Below are 19924 nucleotides of genomic sequence, written 5' to 3'. Positions count from 1 at the left end.
GCACAGCGAGCCGCGCGAGTCCTCCCGGTTGGGGCTTCGGTGGCCCCGTTCACGGAGTCACTCTCAGCGAAGGAAGTTACGTACGGTCGAACGGCTGGAGCCTCGGACGCACGCGAAACGGGAACTCGACGAAGATTAGACTGAAATTCGTATCAGGCCGTTTCCAGTTCCTTCTCCATCTCGCGGAGCCGCTCGATGCGGTTCTCCGTCGACGGGTGCGTGGAGGCGATCCGGCCGACGAAGCCGGCCTTGATCGGGATGATGAAGAACGCGTTCATCTCCGCCTCCTCGCGGAGGTCCTCCTTGGGAACCTTGTCCATCCGGCCGTCGATCGTCATCAGCGCCGAGGCGAGCGCGCCGGGCTGGCCGGTGATCAGCGCCGCGCCGCGGTCCGCGGAGTACTCGCGGTAGCGCGAGAGCGCGCGGATGAGCAGGAACGAGATCACCCAGACGACCAGCGACACGAGGATCGCCACGATGACCGGCGCGCCCTGCCGGTTGTCGCCGCTGAACAGCCACCCCCACCGCACGATGAAGAAGGCGATAGTCGAGAGGAACGAGGCGATGGTCATCACCATCACGTCGCGGTTCTTGACGTGCGCCAGTTCGTGGGCGAGGACGCCGTCCAGCTCGTCCTCGTCTAAGCTCTCCAAGAGGCCGGTCGTCACCGCGACGGTGGCGTTCTTCTTGTTCCGGCCGGTGGCAAACGCGTTCGGCACTTGCGTGTTCGCGACCGCGACGGTCGGCTTCGGCAGGTCGGCCTGCTGGCTCAGCCGCTCGATCCGGCGGTGGAGGCCGGGGTACTCGTCGGGGTCGACCTCGCGGGCCCCCATGCTCCGGAGCGCCAGCTTGTCGCTGAAGAAGTACTGCGCGAGCGAGAACCCGCCGAGCATGAGCAGGACCGTCAGGTTACCCACGTCGAAGAACGTCAGGAGGACACCGACGAAAGCGACGTAGAGGGCGAACAGGAGGAACATCGTCAGTCCCATCCGTCCACGTAACCCCCAATCTGTCTTCCATTCCATGGTGTTGAATAATCGTTCAGCGCGTTAAAGCCTGCCGGAGCGGGAAGGCGCGGTCGTCGATTTGCGGCCGGAGTCGGTCCCGGACGGACCCGGTCGACGGCGAACAACGGCCTTTTGCCCGCGCTGCGCGAGGCGTTCGCATGGAAACGGTACTCGTCACGGGCGGCCGCGGGGCCTCCGGGCGCTGGGTCGCCGACCGGCTCGCCGGCGACTACGAGGTCGTCGTCGTCGACTACGACCACCCCGGGCTCGGCGTCGACCCCGCGCCACACGTCTCGTTCCGCGCGGCCGACCTCGCGGAGCGCGGCGAGGCGCTCGACGTCGTCGCCGCGGTCGACCCCGACGCCGTCGTCCACTGGGCCGCGATTCCGGTCGCCGGCACCCACCCCGAGGGCCGGGTGTTCGAGACGAACGCGCTCGCCGCGAAACACGTCCTCGACGCCGCCGGCCGCGCCGGCGCGCGGGTCGTTCAGGCCTCCAGCGACGGCGCGTACGGCTTCTTCTTCGCCGACCCGACGCCGCTCCCGGAGGGGCTGCCGATCCGCGAGACGCACCCGCTCCGCCCGGAGGACCCGTACGGGCTCTCGAAGGTGACCGCGGAGGCGGCGGCGGGCGCGGTCGCGCGCCGCCACGACGTGCCCGCCGTCTCGATCCGCCCGTCGTGGATCCAGTACCCCGGCGCGTACGCCTGCCGCGCGGACGAGTACGTCGACGACCTCGACGCCGGCGCGGGCAACTTCTGGTCGTACGTCGACGTCCGCGACGTGGCCGACCTCGTCGCGGCCGCGCTCGCGGCGACGGGCGACGACGACACCTCGGTCGAACCCGGCACCCACGAGGCGGTGAACTGCGTCGCGGCCGACAACGCGCTCGGCCGCCCGCTGCTCGACCTCCTCCGCGAGGCGTACGGCGGCGTCCCCGACGACTGCGCCGTCGAGGAGGGCGACGACCGTGGCGCGTACGCGATCGACAAGGCCGAGCGGCTGTTCGACTGGGAACCGTCGCGCTCGTGGCGCGACGCCGCTGACGAGGCCGTCACCGAGCCGACGCTGTTCGAGGGGTAGCCGCGGGCCGGTCGGTCCCCGGGAACGGACCGCCCTCAGATCGACAGGATCGCGTTGACCAGCGTCCGCGTCGCGATGGCGGTGACCGCGCCGAGCCACGTCAGGAGGACGAAGTGGATGTAGCCGTTCGCCGGGTTGCCGCCGTCGATCCGGCGGATCATCTGCGAGGAGAGCGCCGCGTTGAACAGGACCACCGTGAGCAGCAGGTACTCGATGAGCGGGATGTCGTAGGCCCCGGGGTAGACGATCTGGCCGATGTCCATCTCTTCGAGCCCGAAGTCGGCGGTCAGGTCCGCGAGGATGGCGACGATCTCCAGCCCGATGAAGAAGGCGAACGTCGCCGCCGCCGTGATCCCGTACAGCAGCCCGATGAACGTCATCGCCGCCTGCCGGCGCTGCTCGCGCAGCTGGTTGACGGCGTTCATGTTCTTCGAGATCAGCTCGCCGAGCATCTTCGGGTCCCCGCCCATCCGGCGACCGACGAGGTACATCTCGGAGAACTTCTGGATCAGGTACGAGCGCGTGTCGCGCGTGAACGCCCGCCACGCGCCCTCGGTGCTGATCCGCATGTTGAGCCGCCGGTAGAGCCGCTCTATCGACTCGGAGAGCTTCCCGAAGTTCTTGTCGCGGAGCGTGGTGAGCACGTCGGTCGTCGTCGACTGCTTCGCGCTCTCCGTCGCCCCGAGCGCGCGGACGAACGACGGGAACTCGCCGTCGCGGGCGGTGATCGCCTGCTCTTCCTGCCGGAGGACCACGCCGGTGACGATGAGCGGGGAGATGGGGACCGCGAGGTACAGCGGCAGCCGGACGTCGTCGAGGAAGAAGAGGAGTCCCGGCAGCCCCGGCCCGTACCCGAACATCCCGGCGGCCGTGATCCCGATGATCACGAACGAGAGCGCGCCGCCGCCGATGAGCGACGCCCACAGCTTCAGGTCGCCGGGGGCGCGTTCGTCCGGGTGGTACCAGATCGGGTCGTACGGGGACGTCGCGCGGATCATCGCGTAGAAGCCGAGCTGGACGAACACGAAGAGGACGATGACGGCCGCGACCGTCGCGGTCGGGTCGTTGCCGGTGAGGATCGGGAGGACGACCGCGAACACCAAGGCGAACGTCATCGAGAGGATCATCGACATGTACAGGTCCTTCATCACCTCCAGGTTCGAGAGCGCGGACTCGTAGCGGGTCTCGTACTGCGCGAGCATCACGTCCTGCTCGGAGACGAGGAACTCCTCTAACGACTGCCCTGCGCCCATCGTGTAGCCGAGCCGGTCGAAGAAGTCGGCCATCGCGTCGGAGGGGACCTCCTCGGCCCGGCGACGACACGCGTCGTCGAGGCTCTGGTTCCACGTGTCGACGAGGTGGACAACGCGACCGATCTCCTCGGCGGCGACGCCGTACTCCTCCTGTTTCGCCAGCGTTCGGAACACCTCCATGCGGTCGATGTTCGTCGTCGACAGCACCGTCATGTGCGTCATCACGAGGTGCAGCTGGTTGTCGATCTTCGTCTCCAGACTGGAGAGGTAGATCTTCGGGTAGATGACGGCCGCGAACAGCACGAGCGCGCCGAACATCGGGATCGGAACCCGGGCGGCGATGGGGAGCGGGAGCGCGACCAGCCCGACGACGCTCGCGAGGAAGACGAGCACGGCCGGCATCAACACGAGCCCGACGTACTTCCGCTTGGAGATGTCGAGCTTGTCGTACGACTCCATGACCTCGGAGGTCAGCTGCGCGGCCGTCGCGAGCCCGTCGCCCATCTCCTTTACCGCCATCTCAGTACACCCTCCTCGCGGTCGTCGCGTTCGCCTCGGTCGTCGCGCGTGCCTTCATGATCGCTACCTCGTGTTCCGGTGCATGTCGAAGGGAAGCCCCTCGACGCCGTCGCGCTGGAAGGAGTTGATCGCGTCGTTCACCTCGTGGTAGCCCAAGATCCCCTCCTGGATCATCCGCTCGATCAGCTCCGCGCGGAAGTCGAGGTCGTCGTAGATGTCGCGGGTGTCCGCGTACCCGAGCAGCGTCGCGATCTGCTCTTCTAACACGTAGGAGTTGTTCATCCCCTGGAAGACGATCTCGTCTTCGACGGGGTCCCAGCTGAACACCTCGCGGGTGACGACCCCCTCCATCTCCTTGGAGTACCCCTCGATCTCCTGAACGCTCGTCACCCGGCGCAGGACCTGATCGCCCTGTTTCACGCGGTTCTGGAACAGCGCCACGTCGGCGTTGTCCATGAACGTCTCCGGGACGTTGATCGGCTCGGAGGTGAACCGCTGGATCATCGAGACGATGTCCGACGCGTGGAACGTCAGCATGACCGGGTGACCGGTCTGGGCCGCCTGGAACGCCATGCGCCCCTCGGCACCGCGGACCTCCCCCACGATGATGTAGTCGGGACGCGACCGCAGCGCGGCGGCGACCAGGTCGAACATGTCGACGTCCGAGGAGCCCTCGCCGCCGCCCTCGCGTGTCAACAGCTGCTGCCACGTGTTGTGCGGCGGGATGACCTCGGCGGTGTCCTCCGCGGTGTATATCTTCGAGTCGTCGGGAATGTACGAGAGGATGGCGTTCAGCGTCGTCGTCTTCCCGGACGCCGTCTCGCCGACGACGAACACGGTCTGCTCGTTCTCCAGACAGAGCCAGAGGTACGCCGCAAGCTCCGGCGAGAGCGTCCCCCAGTTGGTGATCTGGTTGATGGAGAGGGGGACCTCCTCGCCCTGCCGGATCGTGAGCGAGGAGCCCTTCAGCGAGACGTCGTCGGAGTAGATGATGTTGATACGCGACCCGTCCGGCAGCGTGGAGTCGACGATGGGGTCGGAGTCGGAGAGGGGGTCGCCGATCCGCTCGCCCATGTTGCGCAGCCAGTTGTCGAACTCCTGTGGCGTGCCGAAGTCGACGGTCGTCTCCAGCATGCCGAACGTGCCGTGATCGACGTGACACTCCTTGGGGCCGATGACGTGAATGTCCTCGTTGGCCGGGTCGCGCATCACCGGTTCGAGGGGGCCGAGCCCGACGATGTCGCGGTTGAGCCGGTACCGGATGTTCTCGTAGGTCTCCTCGGTGACCGACAGCTTCCCGAAGTTCTTCAGTTTCGAGAGGCCCTTCCGCCAGCCGGAGGCCGAGTCGTCGACGTGGGTCACCTCCTCTAACAGCTCCTCGATGAGGTCGTCGTACTCCGCCTCGTTGTCCGGCGCGGTGTGCTGGCCGCTGGCGGTAAGCAGCCGGTTTTTCACCTCGTTGAGCACCTCCACCTGCGGACCGGTGACCTCCGGCTCGATGGCGTAGTACTTCGTGTCCTGCCCGAGGTCGCCGTAGATGTGGCTGTAGATGGGACCGCCCACGGGGTAGATGACGTTCGGGCGGGGCGACTCGTACTCGTCTTTCGGCTCCTCGATGAACTGCGGGAACTCCCCCGTGATCTGTTTGAACTCGCGGAGGTGTTCCCGGAGGTGGGGCCGCCGCATGGCGGCCTTCCGGAGCTCGTCGGACGGTTTGGCGGTGCCGTGTTCGGTCATGTCCCACGCTGGGTCGCCGTGTTGATCGCGGTCCGGGCGCGCGGACCGACTGTGCGTCTGCGGGTCATGTGTCAGGCGACGCTGCGGCTCTCTATCACGATACCGGTTCCGGAACGGACCGAGAACCCGATCGTGTCGCCGACCTGCTCGCCCATGCCCGCGAACCGCTTGACGTTGATCTGTCGCCGGATGTCGTTACCGACCTCGATCATCTCCAGTTCGAGGAACACGTCGGCGATGGAGCGGAACGGACCGATCGCCTCGTCGTCGACCGCGGAGGGGTCGACGGTGAGCACCACCACCTTCCCCTGCGAGATGATCTCGCGGAAGAAGGAGATGATCTCGAGGGCGGCCTGTCGCTCCTCGTTCTTCCGGACCAAGGCCTCGAACGTGGGGTCGTTCCGGAAGATGGCGTCGAACGTGTCGAGGAACACCACGTCGGAGTTCCACATCGCCTCGGCGTTCATCAGCCGCTTGAGCAGCTCCTTGCGCTCGCCGTCGTCGTCGGAGAACGCACCGCCGGAGTCGAAGTCGGCGTGGAGGAAGAGCAGTTCCTCCTGAAGGAGGGGCTTCACCATGTCGTACTCCAGCGAGTGCATCTGGTCGATGAAGCCGCGGACGGTGAGCTCCGTCGACATCATCGTCACCGACGCGCCCTCCTGAACCAGCCCGTAGGCGAACCGCTGGGAGATGGCGCTCTTGCCGGCCCCGTAGTCGCCCTCCATGAGGACGATGCTGCCGCGCGGGATGCCGCCGCCGAGCTCCTTGTTCAGCCGGTCGCGGTCGCCGAGGCCTAAGGAGAGCAGGTTGTCGTGGGGCATCTCAGTTCTCCCCCTCCACGCGGAACTGGAACAGCTCCTCGTCGCCGTTCACCGAGAGGAACACCCGGTGGTCGCCGTCGGCGAGGCCGTCGCTCGTTTCCTCGATCTCGTTGACGTCGACCGTGAGCCGGAGCACGTCGCCGCGCCCCCAGGCGTTCGCGCCGTCCGCGGAGACGAGCTCCCCGGAGAGCGCGCCCGGCCGGACGTACGAGCCGTCGAGGACGACGTCGAGGTCGGAACCGTCGGGCGCGAGCCGGTAGGTGCCCGTGTTCTTGATCAGCAGCGTCACGTTCTGGTCGCCGCTCGCGTTGTACACCCCCGCGTTCGCGTCGGAGATGATCGTCACGTCGGTCCGGAGCTGTTCGGTCGCGTCGAGTCCCGCGTCGTCGACGGCGGCGCTCACCCGGTCGACGCCGGTGGTGATCGTGCCGACGACGCCGGCGGCGATGACGAGGCTCGCGATGAACAGGATGAGGTGCGAGACGGGAACGCTGGCCATCTACGCGCTCACCTCCGTCACGGTCGCGGCGTCGCGGACGCCGGACTCGACGACGAGGACGACGCGGGTCTCGTTCCCGACCACGTCGGTCGAGAGGTCGCTCTCGGCGATCTCGACGCGCAGCGTCTCGTCGCCGAGCCAGAGCGCGGTGTCGCCGTCGCCGTCGACGGTCGTACTCGCGTTCGGCCCGCCCGCGTCGACGTACTCGTTGCCGACGACGAGCGTCGCGTCGTCGGCGACGAGCCCGACGGAGCCCTCGTTCGTGGCGTTGACCGTGAGCGTCGTCCCGTCGGTGGTCGCGTTCGTCACGGTGAAGTCGGTGTTCTGGCGTTCGAGCGCGCGCTCGTTGACGCCGTGTTGCGCTTCGGAGACGCGGTCGAGCCCGTTGGCCGCCACGGGGTAAAACGTCGTGAACGCGAAGAACAGCCCCGCGACGATGATGGCCGTGGACGCGGAGACGCTAACGCCCATCTCCCCACCCTCCGTCGGCCGGATCGGCGCGGTCGGAACGGGGATTCGGGTCGTTCATCGGTCGCGTCGAGCCGTTCCGATCGCGTCGGTCGTCGCGGTGGTCCGCATCGCCGTGGTCCGCGCCGTTCGTCCGCCGCTCCCGGGCATCGGGCGCGTCGCTGTGACCGGACGCACCGTGACCGTTCCGCTCCGGTGCCGGCGGCTCGCCGCGGCCGTCGTGGCCGTTGCGGTCGGCGCGGTTCGCTCGGCCGTCGTGGCCGGAGTCGCCCCGCCCGCGGTGGCGGCCGCCCCGGCGACCGCCGACCGGTCGCCCGCCGCCGACGAGCGACCCCCCGGCGAGGTCGTCCCAGCGGTCCAGGAGGACCGTGTGGCTGTTGGTGCCGTTGAGCTGGGTCACGTATCGGAGGCTGCGGGTGTGGTGCTCGCGGACGAGCCGGTCGGTGCCCGGCCGGTCGACGAGGTTGCGGTCGATGGTGCCGAACCCGGAGAGGAAGTCCCGGAGCCGCGCCGCGGCGTCGGGGCCGATCCATTCGATCCGCTCGTAGTAGTTGATCGCGCGCACCGCGTCGGTGACGTCGCTCTCGGAGACGAGGAACTCCAGCCACTCCATCACGAGGAGGTCGCCCACGTAGTCGCCGGGCAGCTCGGTGAGGTACGGCTTGCCACGGCCGCTCCCGCTCGAGAGGTCGTCCTCGCCGACGTACTGGAAGCCCCCGGAGGCCTCGGCGGGATCGCCGCCGGGCTGTCGGTCGGGCGCGGGGTCGGCGGCCGGTTCGGGGTCTGCGGCCGGTTCGGGGTCGGCGGCTGTCCCGGCCGGCTCCGGGTCGGCCGGTTCGTCGAAGCCGTCGTCGACGCCGCCGAGGTCGTCCCCGAGGCCGTCGTCCTCGAAGCCGTCGTCCTCGAAGCCGTCGTCGGCCTCGCCGAACGAGTCGGTCTCGTCGCCGGGGTCGTCGAACGAGTCATCCCCGTCGTCGAACGGGTCCTCGTCCGCGGCGTCGTCGCCCTCCTCGGCCCAGTCGGCCTCCCCGGAATCGTACTCTTCTTTCAGTTCGCTGAAACTCTTTCCATCGTCGTTCATATCGTCTCCGTCGTCCGCCGTTTCGGTCTCGGACGCGGCGTCGTCCGTGCTGTCGTCGTCCAGTTCCCCGAAGTCGTCGTCGAGGTCGTCGAACCCGTCCCCGTCGTCGAGGTCGCCGTCGAGGTCGTCGAACTCGCCGCCGTCGTCGGCCTCGTCGTCGAAGCCGTCCGACTCCTCCTCGTCGAGGAGGTCGTCGTCGAAGAACCCGTCGGCGTCCGCGTTCGCCACGTCCTCGTCGAGGTCCTCCTCCTCGCCGCCGTCCTCGTCGTCGAAGATGCCGAACGAGCCCTCGCCGCCGCCGGCGACGCTGTCGAAGCCGCCGCCGTCGTCGACGAAGGGGTTGATGCCGCGCGTGACCATCTCGTAGATGTCGAGGAGGTTGCGGACGTCCTCCTCGATGTCGTCGACCGCGGCGGAGATCTCCTCGTTCTCGGAGCGGACCGTCGAGACGGTCGAGGAGAGCGAGGCGACCTCGTTCTCCAGTTCGTCGAGCCGGTTCTCCAGCTCGTCGGTCGCGGCACCGCCACCGCCGCCGCCGCCGTCGTCGAACTCGTCGTCCCACTCGTCCATGCCGTCGAAGTCGTCGAAGCCGTCGCCGCCGCCGCCACCGCCGCCGTCGCCACCGCCCATGCCGCCGCCCATCCCTCCGCCGCCCATGTCGCCGCCGAAGGGGTCGTCGTTACCGTCCATACCACCGGAACCGTCGTCGTCGGATCCGTCGTCGTCGAGGAACCTGTCGAGGACGCTCGCACCGACGAGCCCCAGCGTGGCGACTGCCCAGGCGGCGGTTGGAGCTCCCCACACCGGTAGTTCGAGGCCCATTACCGTGTACGACCCGCAGAAGCTACTTCAATTCACCCCTCAAAATATCAGCCATGAGAAAGCACGTCACGAGACGGAAATCGCTCCGACGGAGCGCTGTAACGGGAGAACGCGAAACGCAGAGGTGAGAAGCCGGCGGTCGAACGGCGGTCAGATCGCGCGTTCGAACCCGTCCGCGGCCCTGACGACGAGGCGGCCGTCGGGACCGAACCGAACCGTCCGGCCGACGGTGTCGCCGACGTCGCTGGCGACGATCGGAACGCCGGCCGCGTCGAGCACTTCGCCGACCCGTTCGACGTTCCGCGGCCCGACCGCGTCGGTGAGGTCGAGCATCTCGGCCCCGCCGGCGACCCGCGCCTCCAATCGCCGGGGGTCGCCGCCGGCGTCGTCGATGGCCGCGATCAGGGTGTCGACCCCGGTGTCGACGTACTTCGCGGGCCGGGAGGCGGCCGTGGTTCGCCCCTCGCCCGCCGGCAGCATGGCGTGGAGGAGCCCGCGGACGCCCGCCCGCTCGTCGACGAGCGCGACCGCGACGCAGGAGCCGAGGCCGCTGGTCGTCAGCGTCGCGTCCTCGCTCGTGACCGCGAGCTCGCCCACGCCGACCTTGATCCGGCCGCGGTCGTCGGCCGAAGGACCGCCGGTGACGGCGGTCGGCTCCGCGTCGGCGACCGCGTCGCTCCCCGTTCGGTCCGCCGGGTCGTCCGGCCGATCGTCGGAGAGCGAGCGGGTCACGACTCTGAGAGCTGGTCGAGCGCCCGGGCTAGTTCGCGCTCGTCGGGGAGCGCGTACACGTCGCACCGCGCCTGAATCCCCTCCGTCCGGATGGCGGTGTCGATCACGAACCCGTAGTCCTGTCGCTCGCTCAGCTTCGCGACGAGCGGGCTGATCGTCGACGCGCCGATGTCGTGGACGAACTCCGGCGGGGAGTGCGTGATCGTCGTGCCGAGCACGTTCGCCCAGCCGTCGATGAACCCGCTCGTCATCACGTTGCCGAGCTCGCAGAGCGCGTTCTCGGCCATGTCGCCGAGCGGTTCGTCGGGCTCCATCGGGAGCATCGCGTCCGCGACGGCCGCCGCCGACGACTCCTCGAAGAGGATGGCGAGGTAGCCGCTCGGCTGGCCCTGTAGCTCGAACACCGTACCCGCGTGCGGCTCGGTGCCGACCTCCGCGGGCACGTCGGCGAGCGGGACGAACCGGAGCCGGCTCACGTCGACGCTCGTCTCCAGCCCGGTCATCATCGCGATGTTGTCGGCGGCGTTGGCCGACCCCTCCTTCGCCAGCGACGAGAACGTCGACAGCGACTCGTAGGGGACCGCCGTGCTGGTGGTGCCGTCGTTCGCCGCCGCGCCGGGCGCGTCACCGGCCGCCGCCGCGGGGGCCGTCTTCCCGACGATGAGGTCCCGGAACGGGCCCGAGTCGGGCAGCATGTAGATGGAGAAGTCGAGGTCCGTCGTCGTCGCGTCCAGCCGGCTCTCGAAGAGGAACACGCCGTCGCCGGCGAGCGCCCCGTCCGGCAGCACCGCCGCGCCGTCCGCCTCGAAGTACCGCGGCGGCGACATGTCGATCGCCTTCCCGAGGTAGTTCGCCCAGCCGTCGAGGAACCCGCCCAGCGCGATGTTGCCGACCTCCGTCACCGCGCTCCGCTCCATCGACTGTCCGCCGGGGAGCAGCGAGAGCAGCGCGTCGGCGTTGACGGCGTCGAACGCGAGGACCGCCTCGCCGTCCAGTCCGCCGCGGAGCCCGACGCTCACGCCGATGGACTCCCGGCCCGCGAACGACTCCGCGAGGTCCTCGCCGCTGGCGACGCTCGCGCCGGTCACCTCGACCGCGAGGTCCGTCCCGGTGAGGTCCGAGAGCGCACCCGCAGCCTGTTTCGCCCCCTGCTCCGCGAGACGGTTACAAGCGCCGAGCGCGCGGACGTCGACGCGCATTATACCGCCGAACCGATGGCGTCGAGCACGTTCGGCTTCTGGAACGGCTTCGTGATGTACCCCTCCGCGCCCGCCTTGATCGCCGCCTTCATCTTCTCCTCCTGTCCGACGCTGGTACACATGATCACCGTCGCGTCGGGGTTGTCCTCTAAGATCTCCGTCGTCGCCTCGATCCCGTCGCGGATCGGCATCACGATGTCCATCATCACGAGGTCCGGCCCGTGCTCTTCGTACATGTTGACCGCCTCGACGCCGTTTTCCGCCTCCCCGACGATCTCGAACTCTCCTTCGAGGATCTCCCGGAGGAGGTTCCGCATGAACTCCGAGTCGTCGGCGATGAGTACCCGCGTAGCCATTGTTGTCTGAATCGGGGTGTAGCGATCACTTAATCGCTCCCCCGCGGTTCTCAGCGCTGAGAATGGATCGGGGAGGCGAGGAGCAGCTGCGAACCGAACGGCGAGTCACACCCAGTGACCGAGGAGGTACGTCGCCCCGACGAGGACCGTTCCGCCGAACGTCTCGCGCGTCCCGATGCCGAACGGGAGGAACGTCGCCGCCCCGTCGTCCCCGTCCTCGCCGCCCGGCTCGCCGTCCGGGTCCGGGGAGTCGCCGTCCGACTCCGAGCCGTTATCCTCCGACTCCGAGCCGTTCTCGCTTCCCGTCGACGAGCCGTCGGCCGACCCGCCCTCTCCCGCGTCTGAGGAGTCGGTCGAATCCCCGCCGTCGGTACCGTTGCCGTCGTCGCCCGCGTCGTCATCGTCGTCGAGCGTCGTCTTCGCCGGGTCGTCGGTGACGACGAGCGTCCCGTTCCGGACATCGTTGTCGAGCGCGACCGAGAACTGGTACTCGCCGGGGTCGAGACGGTCGACGCTAACGGACGAGAACGCCACGGTGCGCGACTCGTTCCCGGACAGCGTCAGGTCGCGCGAGGCGGTGAGGTTCCTGTCGTCGACGTCGAGCGCGAGGGTTCCCTCGCCTTCGACCCCCCCGACGTTGCGAACGTCGACATCGAGCGCGGAGAGGTTCCCGTCCTCGATGACGGTGACGTTCGCGGTGACGTTCTCGATCGCGAGCCGGTCCGGCTCCGACGTGTTGGAGACGACGACGACGTTCCGACTGTCCTTGAGTGACGTGCCTTGGTACAGCTCGTAGTTCAGGCGGGTGCCGGGCGAAACGTCGTCGAGGTCGGCGTCGATGGTGAAGTTCCCGTCCGAGACCTCCATCGACGCCTCCGTCCGGATCGGCTCGCCGGCGTCATTCACGAAGTTCGCGGCCATCTCCTCGACCGGAATTATCGAGGTCGTCCCCGTGACCGTTCCGCCGTCCGCCTCAACGAGGAGTTCGCCGTCGTCGGTGACGTGGTCGTACCGGATGTACCGCTCCCGGACACTGAACGACGCCTCGGCGCTCACGGTCTCGTCCGCCGCCTCCCAGTAGGGGAACTGCCCGGACGCCGACGAGGTTCCGTCGAACGCCGCGGGCGGCTCGCCGCCGTCGGCGAACGCGTACCGCTCGCCCTCGGTTCCCTCCAGCGCGAACTCGGCGGCGAACTCGTCGCCGGGTTCGGGGTCCCTCGTGAACGGCCCCCCGTCGCTCGTGTCCAAGACGAGGTAGAAGCGGCCCGCAGTCGGGTCGTCGTCGCCGGCCGTTCCCTCGCTCGCGTCGGCCAGGATCAGGGAGACGTCGTCCGAGTCGGCCGCCGAGAGATCGAACTCCGACGCCGCTTGGTTCCGGCCGGGGTTGGTCTGTCGGACCCGGAGCGAGACCCCTTCCTCGGCACCGAGGAAGCTGTCCAAGACGGTGTGGTTGAGTTCCGTTCCCGCCTGTACGTCCTCGGTCGACCCGGCGAAGTGCGAGAGCGCGCCCCAGATGCCGCTCGACTCGAAGCCGAGCACGACGCGGTCGCCCTTCGTTACCGTGGTCCGGTCGAGTCCGTTCTCCCGGAGCGCGTCGATCGACTCCTCGGCGTCGGGGTCGGTATCCGGGATATCACTGCGGTCCGCGGTGGTGAACACTTCAACCTCCTCGTGAAGCGTCGGCTTCTCTAAGACGAGTTCCGCCCGCCCGGCCATTTCGACTGGCGTCACCTGCCCGGAGTCTTCGACGACGAACGTCCCGTTGGTGATCGCGAGCCGGTATCGCTGCGGGGCTATCGGGCGGGGGAGCCCGCCGGCACCAGTCGCGCCCGGAATTTCCGAAGAATTTCGGGCAGCAGAGAGATTTCCAGCAATCGGTTCCCCGTTCTCGTCACGGAACTCGATGCTACAGTTGACCTCGCTACAGCTCTCGACGTTCGTCGCGTCGGTCCCGAGGGTTCGCGTGTTGATCGTGGTCTCGGAGCCGCTCACTCTGATAACGTCGATGAATCCGACCGACTGTCCCGTGTCGGTGAGCCGGTTCCCCCCGATGAGGAGGTACGCCTCGTCGCCGTCGGAGGCGTCGACGGCGTGTCTGATCGTGACCGGATCGCCGGCGATACCCGTGTACACGTCCCGGCTGAACCCGCCGCTGATCTCGGCGCGGTCGGACGGGTCGGCGGCGATCGCTCGGCGGTCATCGCCGGTGAGCGGGGCGGCGTCTCCGGCCTGAGCCGTCGGGGTCGGAGCCTCGGGCGAGAGGGCGACGGCTCCGGGGCCGGCAGCCGCGGCGACGACGAGCGCGAGGCAGGCGACCAGCGCGAGGAGCGCAGCTCGGTGCGTCGAGCGCTGCGCGATCTGCTCCGCGGCGGCGGGGCGCTCGTCGCGCGGAGTCGGATCGTCCGCGGGGCGGTCAGCGTCGGCCGAAGCGAGATCGGCGTCGTCCGGAGGGCGTTCGGATGTCATCGTGTGTGTGTGAGTTCTTGAGTGGCGGGCCGGGGATCGGCCCACCGTCGGTTGGACGGGACTCCGCGAGTCACCGACTAAAGGGTACCCTCTCGATTATCACCGACAAAAATCGCAGCGCGAGGTCGAACGTCTCGATCGGGGAGACCGGGAGACGGCGGCGGGGCTCACCGATCGGGCGTTCCCCGAAGAATTAAATCCGACGGGAGTGGGATTTCGATCAGAATGCCATCGTGTCCCCGCTGTGACGCGCCGACCGACGACGGAGACCGATACTGCGCGGAGTGTGGCGCTCCGCAGACGGAGGACGCGGCCGAGGAGCTCGACGAGTACGTCCAGCGGCAGGCGCAACAGGTCGCCGGCGGCGGGGGCGGCGGAGAGGGAGGCGGCGACAGTGGCGGGGGCGACGGCTTCGCGGACATGGCCGACCTCAACGACCGCGAGCAGCTCTGGCGGCGCGGCTGTTACGTCGTCGGGTACGGAACGATCGTCATCGCGCTCAGCATCGGGAAGATCAGCTCCATCCCGCTGATCCTCGCGGGGATCGCGATCCTCCCGCCGATCCGACGGCTCACCGCCCGGCCGCTGGGGAGTTCCCTGAAGCGAGAGGTGATGGCCGGGCTCTACGCGATATTCGCCCTGATCGGCGTGGCGCTGTACGTGCTACTGTGAGGATCGAAGCGAGCGTCCCAGTCTACTGACGGGCGTCACTCGATCCTGAACCCGCCCTGCTCTTCGGCGGCGCGCACCAGGTCCCCGATGCTGTCGCTCGCGGAGAGCCCCTGACTCGCCGCGAACCGCTTTATCATCACCGGCGGGACGTCGACGGTGGTCTCGCTCGCGGCGAGCAGCAGTCCGATCGCCTCCGGCGTCGGCGAACTCGGGCCGGCGTTCGACGCGAACCACGAGATGAGCGTGTCGAACGTCGCCGTCACGTCGTTCGAGACCATCCGCTGGCGGGTAGTGTCGCCGTTCGCGTGGAGCGTCGCGTCGATGCCGTACGCGAACCCGTCGCCCTCGAAGGAGTCGGCCAGCCACCGGCTCACCGCCTGTCGGTCGACCGCGTCGCCCCCGGTTGCGGACTGGTTCCGACGCTGCCCTCCGGCGGCGTTCGGCGGCGGTTGCCCGCCGCCGGGCGGCCCCCCACCGGACTGTCGCCCGCCACCGGGTTGCCCCCCGGCGTTGGGTTGGCCGCCAGTGGGCTGACCGCGTTCGCCGACGCCGGGACCGGCCGCGCTCGCCTGCGGGTCGTCGCCGGCGGGGCGGCGGTCCGAGGGGTTCGCCGGGTCCGCCGCGGTGAAGCCGGAGTCGTCGTCCGCGGGCGGAGCGCGACGCTGCCCGCGCGACCGGCCGACGTTGGGCCGGCCGTTCGTCCCGACGACGTAGCGGCCGTCCCCGATCTCGACGACGTTCTCGTCGTCGGTGAAGTCGAGCTCCTCCGGGTCGGCCGGCAGCGCCTCGTCGTCACTCATGGGTCACGGTAGCGCGCGCCGAAGAATAGGTGTTGCGGGCGGCCGAGCCGCCGCAAGGTGGTTACTGTGCTATTCGAGGCTCGTTAGAGCCGGACCGCTGCGCCCTTTTTACTGAACAGGTCCGGAGCAGTCAGTTCGACGGATGTCGTCGCACCAGACGGGGAAACGATGTCAAGCGATGAGGACTCGCTCTCGCCGAACAGGACTCCACCGGTACTGGCGTCTTCTCCGTCTCCAAGCGGTTCGTTGTTCGTATTGAATACTAGCGTGAACGAATTGCTGGAGTTGAGGACAGCATTGTCAGAGCTAATGTATCCCCCACTGGCGTTTTGAATAGCGAACGTTCCCGAATTGATGCCGGAGGCATCACCGTACGAGCCATCTGCCGTATCATCGAAGGTCAACGTCGCCTGACCGTTCGGACCGACGACCTGAACGGTTGTCTTGTTCAGGTCGATTTGGTCGGCACCGGACGCAGCCGTTACTCCGACGCGAACTTGCGAAAGATTCTGCGGGTTGTCGCCAACGGTCTGGCCGTATATTCCACTATCTTCCACGATACCCACGGTACTCGTCACGTCGATCCGCTCAGAAACGAGATCCGTACTCTCTTGACCGGTCGCTTCCGCCTGTGACTGGAGGAATCCGGCCGTGTTGATCAGGACGCCGGCGGCGATCGCTGCCACCAGCACCATCGCGATGAACACGATGAGGGTGCCGATCCCCACCTGACCGCGGTCCTCGTTGTTAGTGATGAATTCGAACATTGTTACAGCCTCACCGAGTCCTGATCCTGCGTGAGCGTCGTCGGGACGCGGATTTCTTTCGTCGTCGATGCGCCAGATGCCGTCGTGAACGTAACTGTTAATTGCTCACCAGAGCTGAGCTCGTTGTAGTTGGCGAAGTCACCAGGGTCAGAGAAATTCACGTGGAGCGCAGCACGGTCGCTATTGTCTGTGAGAACGCCATTGTTGACGTCAAGGACGCTCTCGATGTTAGCGTCAAGGCTATCAAGCTGTGTGCTGTTCTGTCCCTGTTCTCCGATAACCTGAACAGTCGTTTCTTTCAGATCGACCAGTCCAGCGCCAGGAGCCTTCGCGACGACGAAGGTGACGTTGTCGACAACGTAAGTGCCAGCGTCATCCGGATCTTCAGTCACGTTCCCGGAGGTACTCACGACCTGAAGCCGATCAGAGACCTGACTTGTACTCTCTTCGCCCGTTGCTTCCGCCTGCGTCTGGAGGAACCCGGCCGTGTTGATCAGCACGCCGGCGGCGATCGCCGCCACCAGCACCATCGCGATGAACACGATGAGAGTGCCGATCCCCACTTGACCGCGCTCTTCCTCGTCCAGTATGGTTTCGAACATTGGTTGTGTTGCGTCGGCCCCCGGCCTGCCCGGTGGGCGTTATCGATAGCGATGGGAAGTTCCTACTTAAGATCACTTGCCCGGTTATTCAGATTGATAAACGACTGCTGTCTTGCGATTTTTGGACTATTTTCACCTTAATAGTTACAGAATTTATCAACGATTTCGTCACGGCAGTATCAGGACTGGATCCGTCTCGGATCGGCGGCAGCGCTCCCGAAGCCTGAAGACTGGCCGGAAACCGGACAGGCAGTCAGGGACGGCCGAGATTGGTAGGAAAAGTGGAACACCAAGGTCCCCGATTTCCGAGGATCGATGTCTCGTTTATGCGGGCGCGGGGTCGACCGCAAACATAGTCCGACAGCTACGAGGGGAGCGTAGCCGCGCTCTCTACCGGTCGCGCAGACGCGACAGCTCCGACTCGGGAATGACGAACTCCTGTGTCCCGGGCTCGTAGACGGCGAGGCTCCCGGCGACGAGCGCCATCGACGCCGCGAGCAGCCCGGTGTTCACCAGAAACAGCGCCTCCGGGTTCGCGAACCCCGTCCGAAACGCGACCGCGGGCGTGCCGACCGCCGCGAGGACGACGAGCCCGAAGCCGACCGCCAGGTACGCCATCGCCGTGCGACCGGACGACCGATAGGCCGCGACCGCAAAGGCGACGAGCGTCGCGCTCGCGCCGGCCAACACGGTGGTGGTCATCAGGTACAACCCCTCGATGAGCTCCATACTGCTCCTGCTCGAACGCCGATAATAAACCCACGGTGGCGGGTATCAGCGGCGATAACACGGTCGAGCCGAGCGTCGGGTCGAAGCGGGCGTGGTTCCTTCCCGTCCGCCGAAGCCGGAGCGTTCGCCGATCGAGGCAACGACCGGTACCCTTATAAGCCATAAAAATCAATATCGATAACGTGAATGGTGGGGGACGATCTGATCACCGTACTCGGTAACAAATACAACACGGACATCCTGACGGCGACGGGCGACGCGAAGTCGGCGCAGGACCTCAGCGACCAGTTGGACGTCCCGATAGCGACGTGTTACCGACGGATAAACGAGTTGGAGGAGGCGGACCTGCTGGAATTACACGACCGGCCGCTCTCGGACGAACACCGGCGCGTGAAGGTGTACCGCCGGAAGGTCGACGGGGTCGAGGTCGACTTCCGCGACGGCCTCACCGTCGAAGTGGAGGAGCGCTCGGCGGTGAAGAACCGGCTCGACGACGTCTGGCGCGACCTCTCCTCGCGGGAGTAGTCGGCCGGACCGGCCCCCGCCGTCAGAACGACGGCTGGTCGTCGGAGCGACCCATCATCGAGAAGCCGCCCGCGCGCTCGTGGACCGTGATCCCTCCCTGTCCGATCTCCATCGGGAAGATGTCCGTGTCGATGTCCTGTTTCCGCATCTTCGCAACCCAAACGTAGCGGTTGACGCCGGAGTCGGTCGGCGTCTGGATGAAGTAGATGTTCCCGTCGGTGAGGAAGTTCTCCAAGCCGACCTCGGTGTCTGGGAAGACAGCGCCCTGCTCGTTGATGAGCAGCGAGGTGAGTCCGTTCGCCTTGAGGATGTCCGAGAACTTCAGCAGGTACGTGCGCTTCTCCTGTTCGGCGTCGAAGAAGAGCTGGAACATCGACAGCGAGTCGAGGACGAGCCGGTCGAAGTCGCCGTCCTCGACGGTGTCCAGCAGGCGGTCGACCGCCGTCGAGAAGTCGGTCTCGCGGAGCATCTCGCGTTTGTCTAAGATGACGACGTCGCCGTCGTCGACCATCTCGTCGAACCCTTCGAAGCCGACGGACTCGGCCGCGCCGCGGATGTCGGCCTCGTCCTCCTCGAAGGAGACGTAGACGCCGCGCTCGCCGTGTTCGGAGACGCCGTGGTGGAGGTACTGGATTCCGAAGATACTCTTGCCCGTGCCCGGGTTCCCCGAGACGAGGACCGTCGATCGCTCGGTGATGCCGCCGGTGAGAATGGAGTCGAGCCCCTCGACCCCGGTGGAGACGAGTTCTGACATTCGTCTCCCCTTTGGCGGGCGGTGTATATAAAAGACGGTTCAGTACATCGGGCGAACAAACGGCGACAGTTTTATCTCTCGACATACCGCTCCTTCGTGTATGCCCGGTGAAGCGCGCCCCGTCACGCGCGACGGTGATCGACGGTGAGCGAGCCGTCGATACTCGTCGTGGAGGACGAGCCCGACATCGCGGCGCTGTACGCCGGCTTCCTCGAGGAGCAGTACGCGGTCGACGTCGCCGAGACCGCCGCCGAGGCGATCGATCGGGTCGACGCCGCCGTCGACGTGGTGCTGCTCGACCGGCGGCTCCCGGACGGGAGCGGCGACGACGTCTTAGCGCACATCCGCGAGGAGGGGTACGACTGCCGCGTGGCGATGGTCACCGCGGTCGAGCCCGACTTCGACATCATCGACATGGGGTTCGACCTGTACCTCACCAAGCCGGTGAGCCGCTCGAAGCTGCTCGCGGCCATCGACACCCTCCTGACGCGCAGCGAGTACGACGACCTCGTCCGAGAGGCCGCCGCGCTCGCCAGCAAGCGCGCCGTGTTGAGTTCACAGAAGCCGGCCGCACAGCGCGAGGGGAACGAGGCGTACGCCGAGCTCGTCGAGCGCCTTGAGGACTTGGACGCCGACATCGACGACCTCGGCGAGTCGCTGTCGACCGACGACTACCGCGCGATGTTCCGCGACCTCGGCGAGGCCTGACGCGGCGCGTCTCGTTCGTTCGTCCGCCGATACTGTGCTCCCGTACCGTCAGAGAATCCGCCGACAGCGACGCGATCCGGAACGAAGTTTGAGCGGACTTCGCCCCGATTCCGCCCCGAATTCGTCCGGTAGTTGAAAAATCTATATCCCCGCCATCGCCCTCGTGGAGACCATGACGAGACGAGGCGCGCGGCGGCGGTTCCCGACGACGAGCGGCGGACTCGCGACGCCGGCACTCGCCGGATGTCTCGGCGGGGGGACGGGGGACGGCCACGAGTACCCGACGGTCGAGGACGTGGTTCAAGTGACCGTGACCCCTACGTAG

The 19924-nt window shown here is 67.4% G+C and carries 21 protein-coding genes; 5 read left to right on the top strand and 16 right to left on the bottom strand.

What is annotated here, in order from left to right; translation table 11 throughout:
- Positions 1 to 152 precede the first annotated feature (152 nt).
- Positions 153 to 1025: a zinc metalloprotease HtpX gene (gene htpX, locus NAF06_RS06945; protein WP_008585019.1), complete on the bottom strand. Its 873-nt coding sequence runs from the start codon at positions 1023 to 1025 to the stop codon at positions 153 to 155.
- A 140-nt stretch (positions 1026 to 1165) separates the two neighbouring features.
- On the opposite strand from htpX, the gene NAF06_RS06940 reads away from it, so the two are divergent.
- Positions 1166 to 2089, top strand: a complete 924-nt coding sequence (locus tag NAF06_RS06940; RefSeq protein ID WP_008585021.1) for an NAD-dependent epimerase/dehydratase family protein — start codon at positions 1166 to 1168, stop codon at positions 2087 to 2089.
- A 35-nt stretch (positions 2090 to 2124) separates the two neighbouring features.
- On the opposite strand, the gene flaJ is transcribed toward NAF06_RS06940, so the two are convergent.
- The 10 genes from flaJ to NAF06_RS06890 all read right to left on the bottom strand — a co-directional run bounded on the left by flaJ (position 2125) and on the right by NAF06_RS06890 (position 14042).
- A complete protein-coding gene (gene flaJ / locus NAF06_RS06935) occupies positions 2125 to 3861 on the bottom strand; it encodes an archaellar assembly protein FlaJ (RefSeq protein WP_008585023.1) in 1737 nt (578 codons plus the stop codon).
- A 63-nt stretch (positions 3862 to 3924) separates the two neighbouring features.
- Positions 3925 to 5598, bottom strand: a complete 1674-nt coding sequence (locus NAF06_RS06930) for a type II/IV secretion system ATPase subunit (RefSeq protein WP_008585026.1) — start codon at positions 5596 to 5598, stop codon at positions 3925 to 3927.
- A 71-nt stretch (positions 5599 to 5669) separates the two neighbouring features.
- Positions 5670 to 6419, bottom strand: coding sequence for an archaellum protein ArlH (gene arlH, locus NAF06_RS06925; RefSeq protein ID WP_008585028.1), 750 nt, complete (start codon positions 6417 to 6419; stop codon positions 5670 to 5672).
- A gap of 1 nt (position 6420) precedes the next feature.
- On the bottom strand, positions 6421 to 6918 hold the full coding sequence (gene arlG / locus NAF06_RS06920; RefSeq protein ID WP_008585030.1) for an archaellum stator protein ArlG: 498 nt from the start codon (positions 6916 to 6918) through the stop codon (positions 6421 to 6423).
- Positions 6919 to 7389 carry an archaellum stator protein ArlF gene (arlF, locus tag NAF06_RS06915; protein ID WP_008585032.1) on the bottom strand — a complete coding sequence of 157 codons (471 nt, stop codon included), beginning with the start codon at positions 7387 to 7389 and terminating at the stop codon, positions 6919 to 6921. It lies immediately after the preceding gene.
- The gene (locus NAF06_RS06910; protein ID WP_008585034.1) at positions 7379 to 9289 is read right to left on the bottom strand and encodes a FlaD/FlaE family flagellar protein; all 1911 of its coding nucleotides are present in this window, start codon (positions 9287 to 9289) and stop codon (positions 7379 to 7381) included. The genes arlF and NAF06_RS06910 overlap by 11 nt, the downstream gene beginning before the upstream one ends.
- 150 nt (positions 9290 to 9439) lie before the next feature.
- Complete coding sequence (locus NAF06_RS06905) at positions 9440 to 10021, bottom strand: chemotaxis protein CheD (protein WP_008585036.1); 582 nt, start codon at positions 10019 to 10021, stop codon at positions 9440 to 9442.
- The gene (locus NAF06_RS06900) at positions 10018 to 11220 is read right to left on the bottom strand and encodes a chemotaxis protein CheC (protein ID WP_008585038.1); all 1203 of its coding nucleotides are present in this window, start codon (positions 11218 to 11220) and stop codon (positions 10018 to 10020) included. The genes NAF06_RS06905 and NAF06_RS06900 overlap by 4 nt, the downstream gene beginning before the upstream one ends.
- Positions 11220 to 11576, bottom strand: a complete 357-nt coding sequence (cheY, locus tag NAF06_RS06895; RefSeq protein ID WP_006628944.1) for a chemotaxis protein CheY — start codon at positions 11574 to 11576, stop codon at positions 11220 to 11222. Before cheY ends, NAF06_RS06900 begins: the two co-directional genes overlap by 1 nt.
- Positions 11577 to 11681: 105 nt before the next feature.
- Positions 11682 to 14042, bottom strand: coding sequence for a BGTF surface domain-containing protein (locus NAF06_RS06890; RefSeq protein ID WP_008585042.1), 2361 nt, complete (start codon positions 14040 to 14042; stop codon positions 11682 to 11684).
- 225 nt (positions 14043 to 14267) lie between these two features.
- On the opposite strand from NAF06_RS06890, the gene NAF06_RS06885 reads away from it, so the two are divergent.
- Positions 14268 to 14714, top strand: coding sequence for a zinc ribbon domain-containing protein (locus tag NAF06_RS06885; protein WP_008585044.1), 447 nt, complete (start codon positions 14268 to 14270; stop codon positions 14712 to 14714).
- A gap of 35 nt (positions 14715 to 14749) precedes the next feature.
- On the opposite strand, the gene NAF06_RS06880 is transcribed toward NAF06_RS06885, so the two are convergent.
- The 4 genes from NAF06_RS06880 to NAF06_RS06865 form a co-directional block, all read right to left on the bottom strand.
- Complete coding sequence (locus NAF06_RS06880; RefSeq protein ID WP_008585046.1) at positions 14750 to 15514, bottom strand: DUF7500 family protein; 765 nt, start codon at positions 15512 to 15514, stop codon at positions 14750 to 14752.
- Between the two features lie 83 nt (positions 15515 to 15597).
- Positions 15598 to 16281, bottom strand: coding sequence for an archaellin/type IV pilin N-terminal domain-containing protein (locus tag NAF06_RS06875; RefSeq protein WP_008585048.1), 684 nt, complete (start codon positions 16279 to 16281; stop codon positions 15598 to 15600).
- Positions 16282 to 16283: 2 nt separating this feature from the next.
- Positions 16284 to 16883, bottom strand: coding sequence for an archaellin/type IV pilin N-terminal domain-containing protein (locus tag NAF06_RS06870; protein WP_008585051.1), 600 nt, complete (start codon positions 16881 to 16883; stop codon positions 16284 to 16286).
- Between the two features lie 390 nt (positions 16884 to 17273).
- Positions 17274 to 17612 carry a hypothetical protein gene (locus tag NAF06_RS06865; protein WP_008585053.1) on the bottom strand — a complete coding sequence of 113 codons (339 nt, stop codon included), beginning with the start codon at positions 17610 to 17612 and terminating at the stop codon, positions 17274 to 17276.
- A gap of 186 nt (positions 17613 to 17798) precedes the next feature.
- Between NAF06_RS06865 and NAF06_RS06860 the strand changes: the two genes are divergently transcribed.
- The gene (locus NAF06_RS06860; protein WP_004597591.1) at positions 17799 to 18137 is read left to right on the top strand and encodes a helix-turn-helix domain-containing protein; all 339 of its coding nucleotides are present in this window, start codon (positions 17799 to 17801) and stop codon (positions 18135 to 18137) included.
- 22 nt (positions 18138 to 18159) lie between these two features.
- On the opposite strand, the gene NAF06_RS06855 is transcribed toward NAF06_RS06860, so the two are convergent.
- Positions 18160 to 18891 (bottom strand): RAD55 family ATPase, encoded by a 732-nt coding sequence (locus NAF06_RS06855; RefSeq protein WP_008585055.1) that lies wholly within the window; start codon positions 18889 to 18891, stop codon positions 18160 to 18162.
- A gap of 144 nt (positions 18892 to 19035) precedes the next feature.
- Between NAF06_RS06855 and NAF06_RS06850 the strand changes: the two genes are divergently transcribed.
- Both NAF06_RS06850 and NAF06_RS06845 read left to right on the top strand, forming a co-directional pair.
- Positions 19036 to 19599 carry a HalX domain-containing protein gene (locus NAF06_RS06850; protein WP_006628953.1) on the top strand — a complete coding sequence of 188 codons (564 nt, stop codon included), beginning with the start codon at positions 19036 to 19038 and terminating at the stop codon, positions 19597 to 19599.
- A 172-nt stretch (positions 19600 to 19771) separates the two neighbouring features.
- Positions 19772 to 19924, top strand: a complete 153-nt coding sequence (locus NAF06_RS06845) for a hypothetical protein (RefSeq protein WP_160162877.1) — start codon at positions 19772 to 19774, stop codon at positions 19922 to 19924.

The sequence above is a fragment of the Halorubrum hochsteinianum genome (assembly GCF_023702125.1).
Classification (GTDB): Archaea; Halobacteriota; Halobacteria; order Halobacteriales; family Haloferacaceae; genus Halorubrum; species Halorubrum hochsteinianum.
Note: the sequence above shows the minus strand (reverse complement) of the source record. Positions and strands in the feature narration are given on the sequence as shown.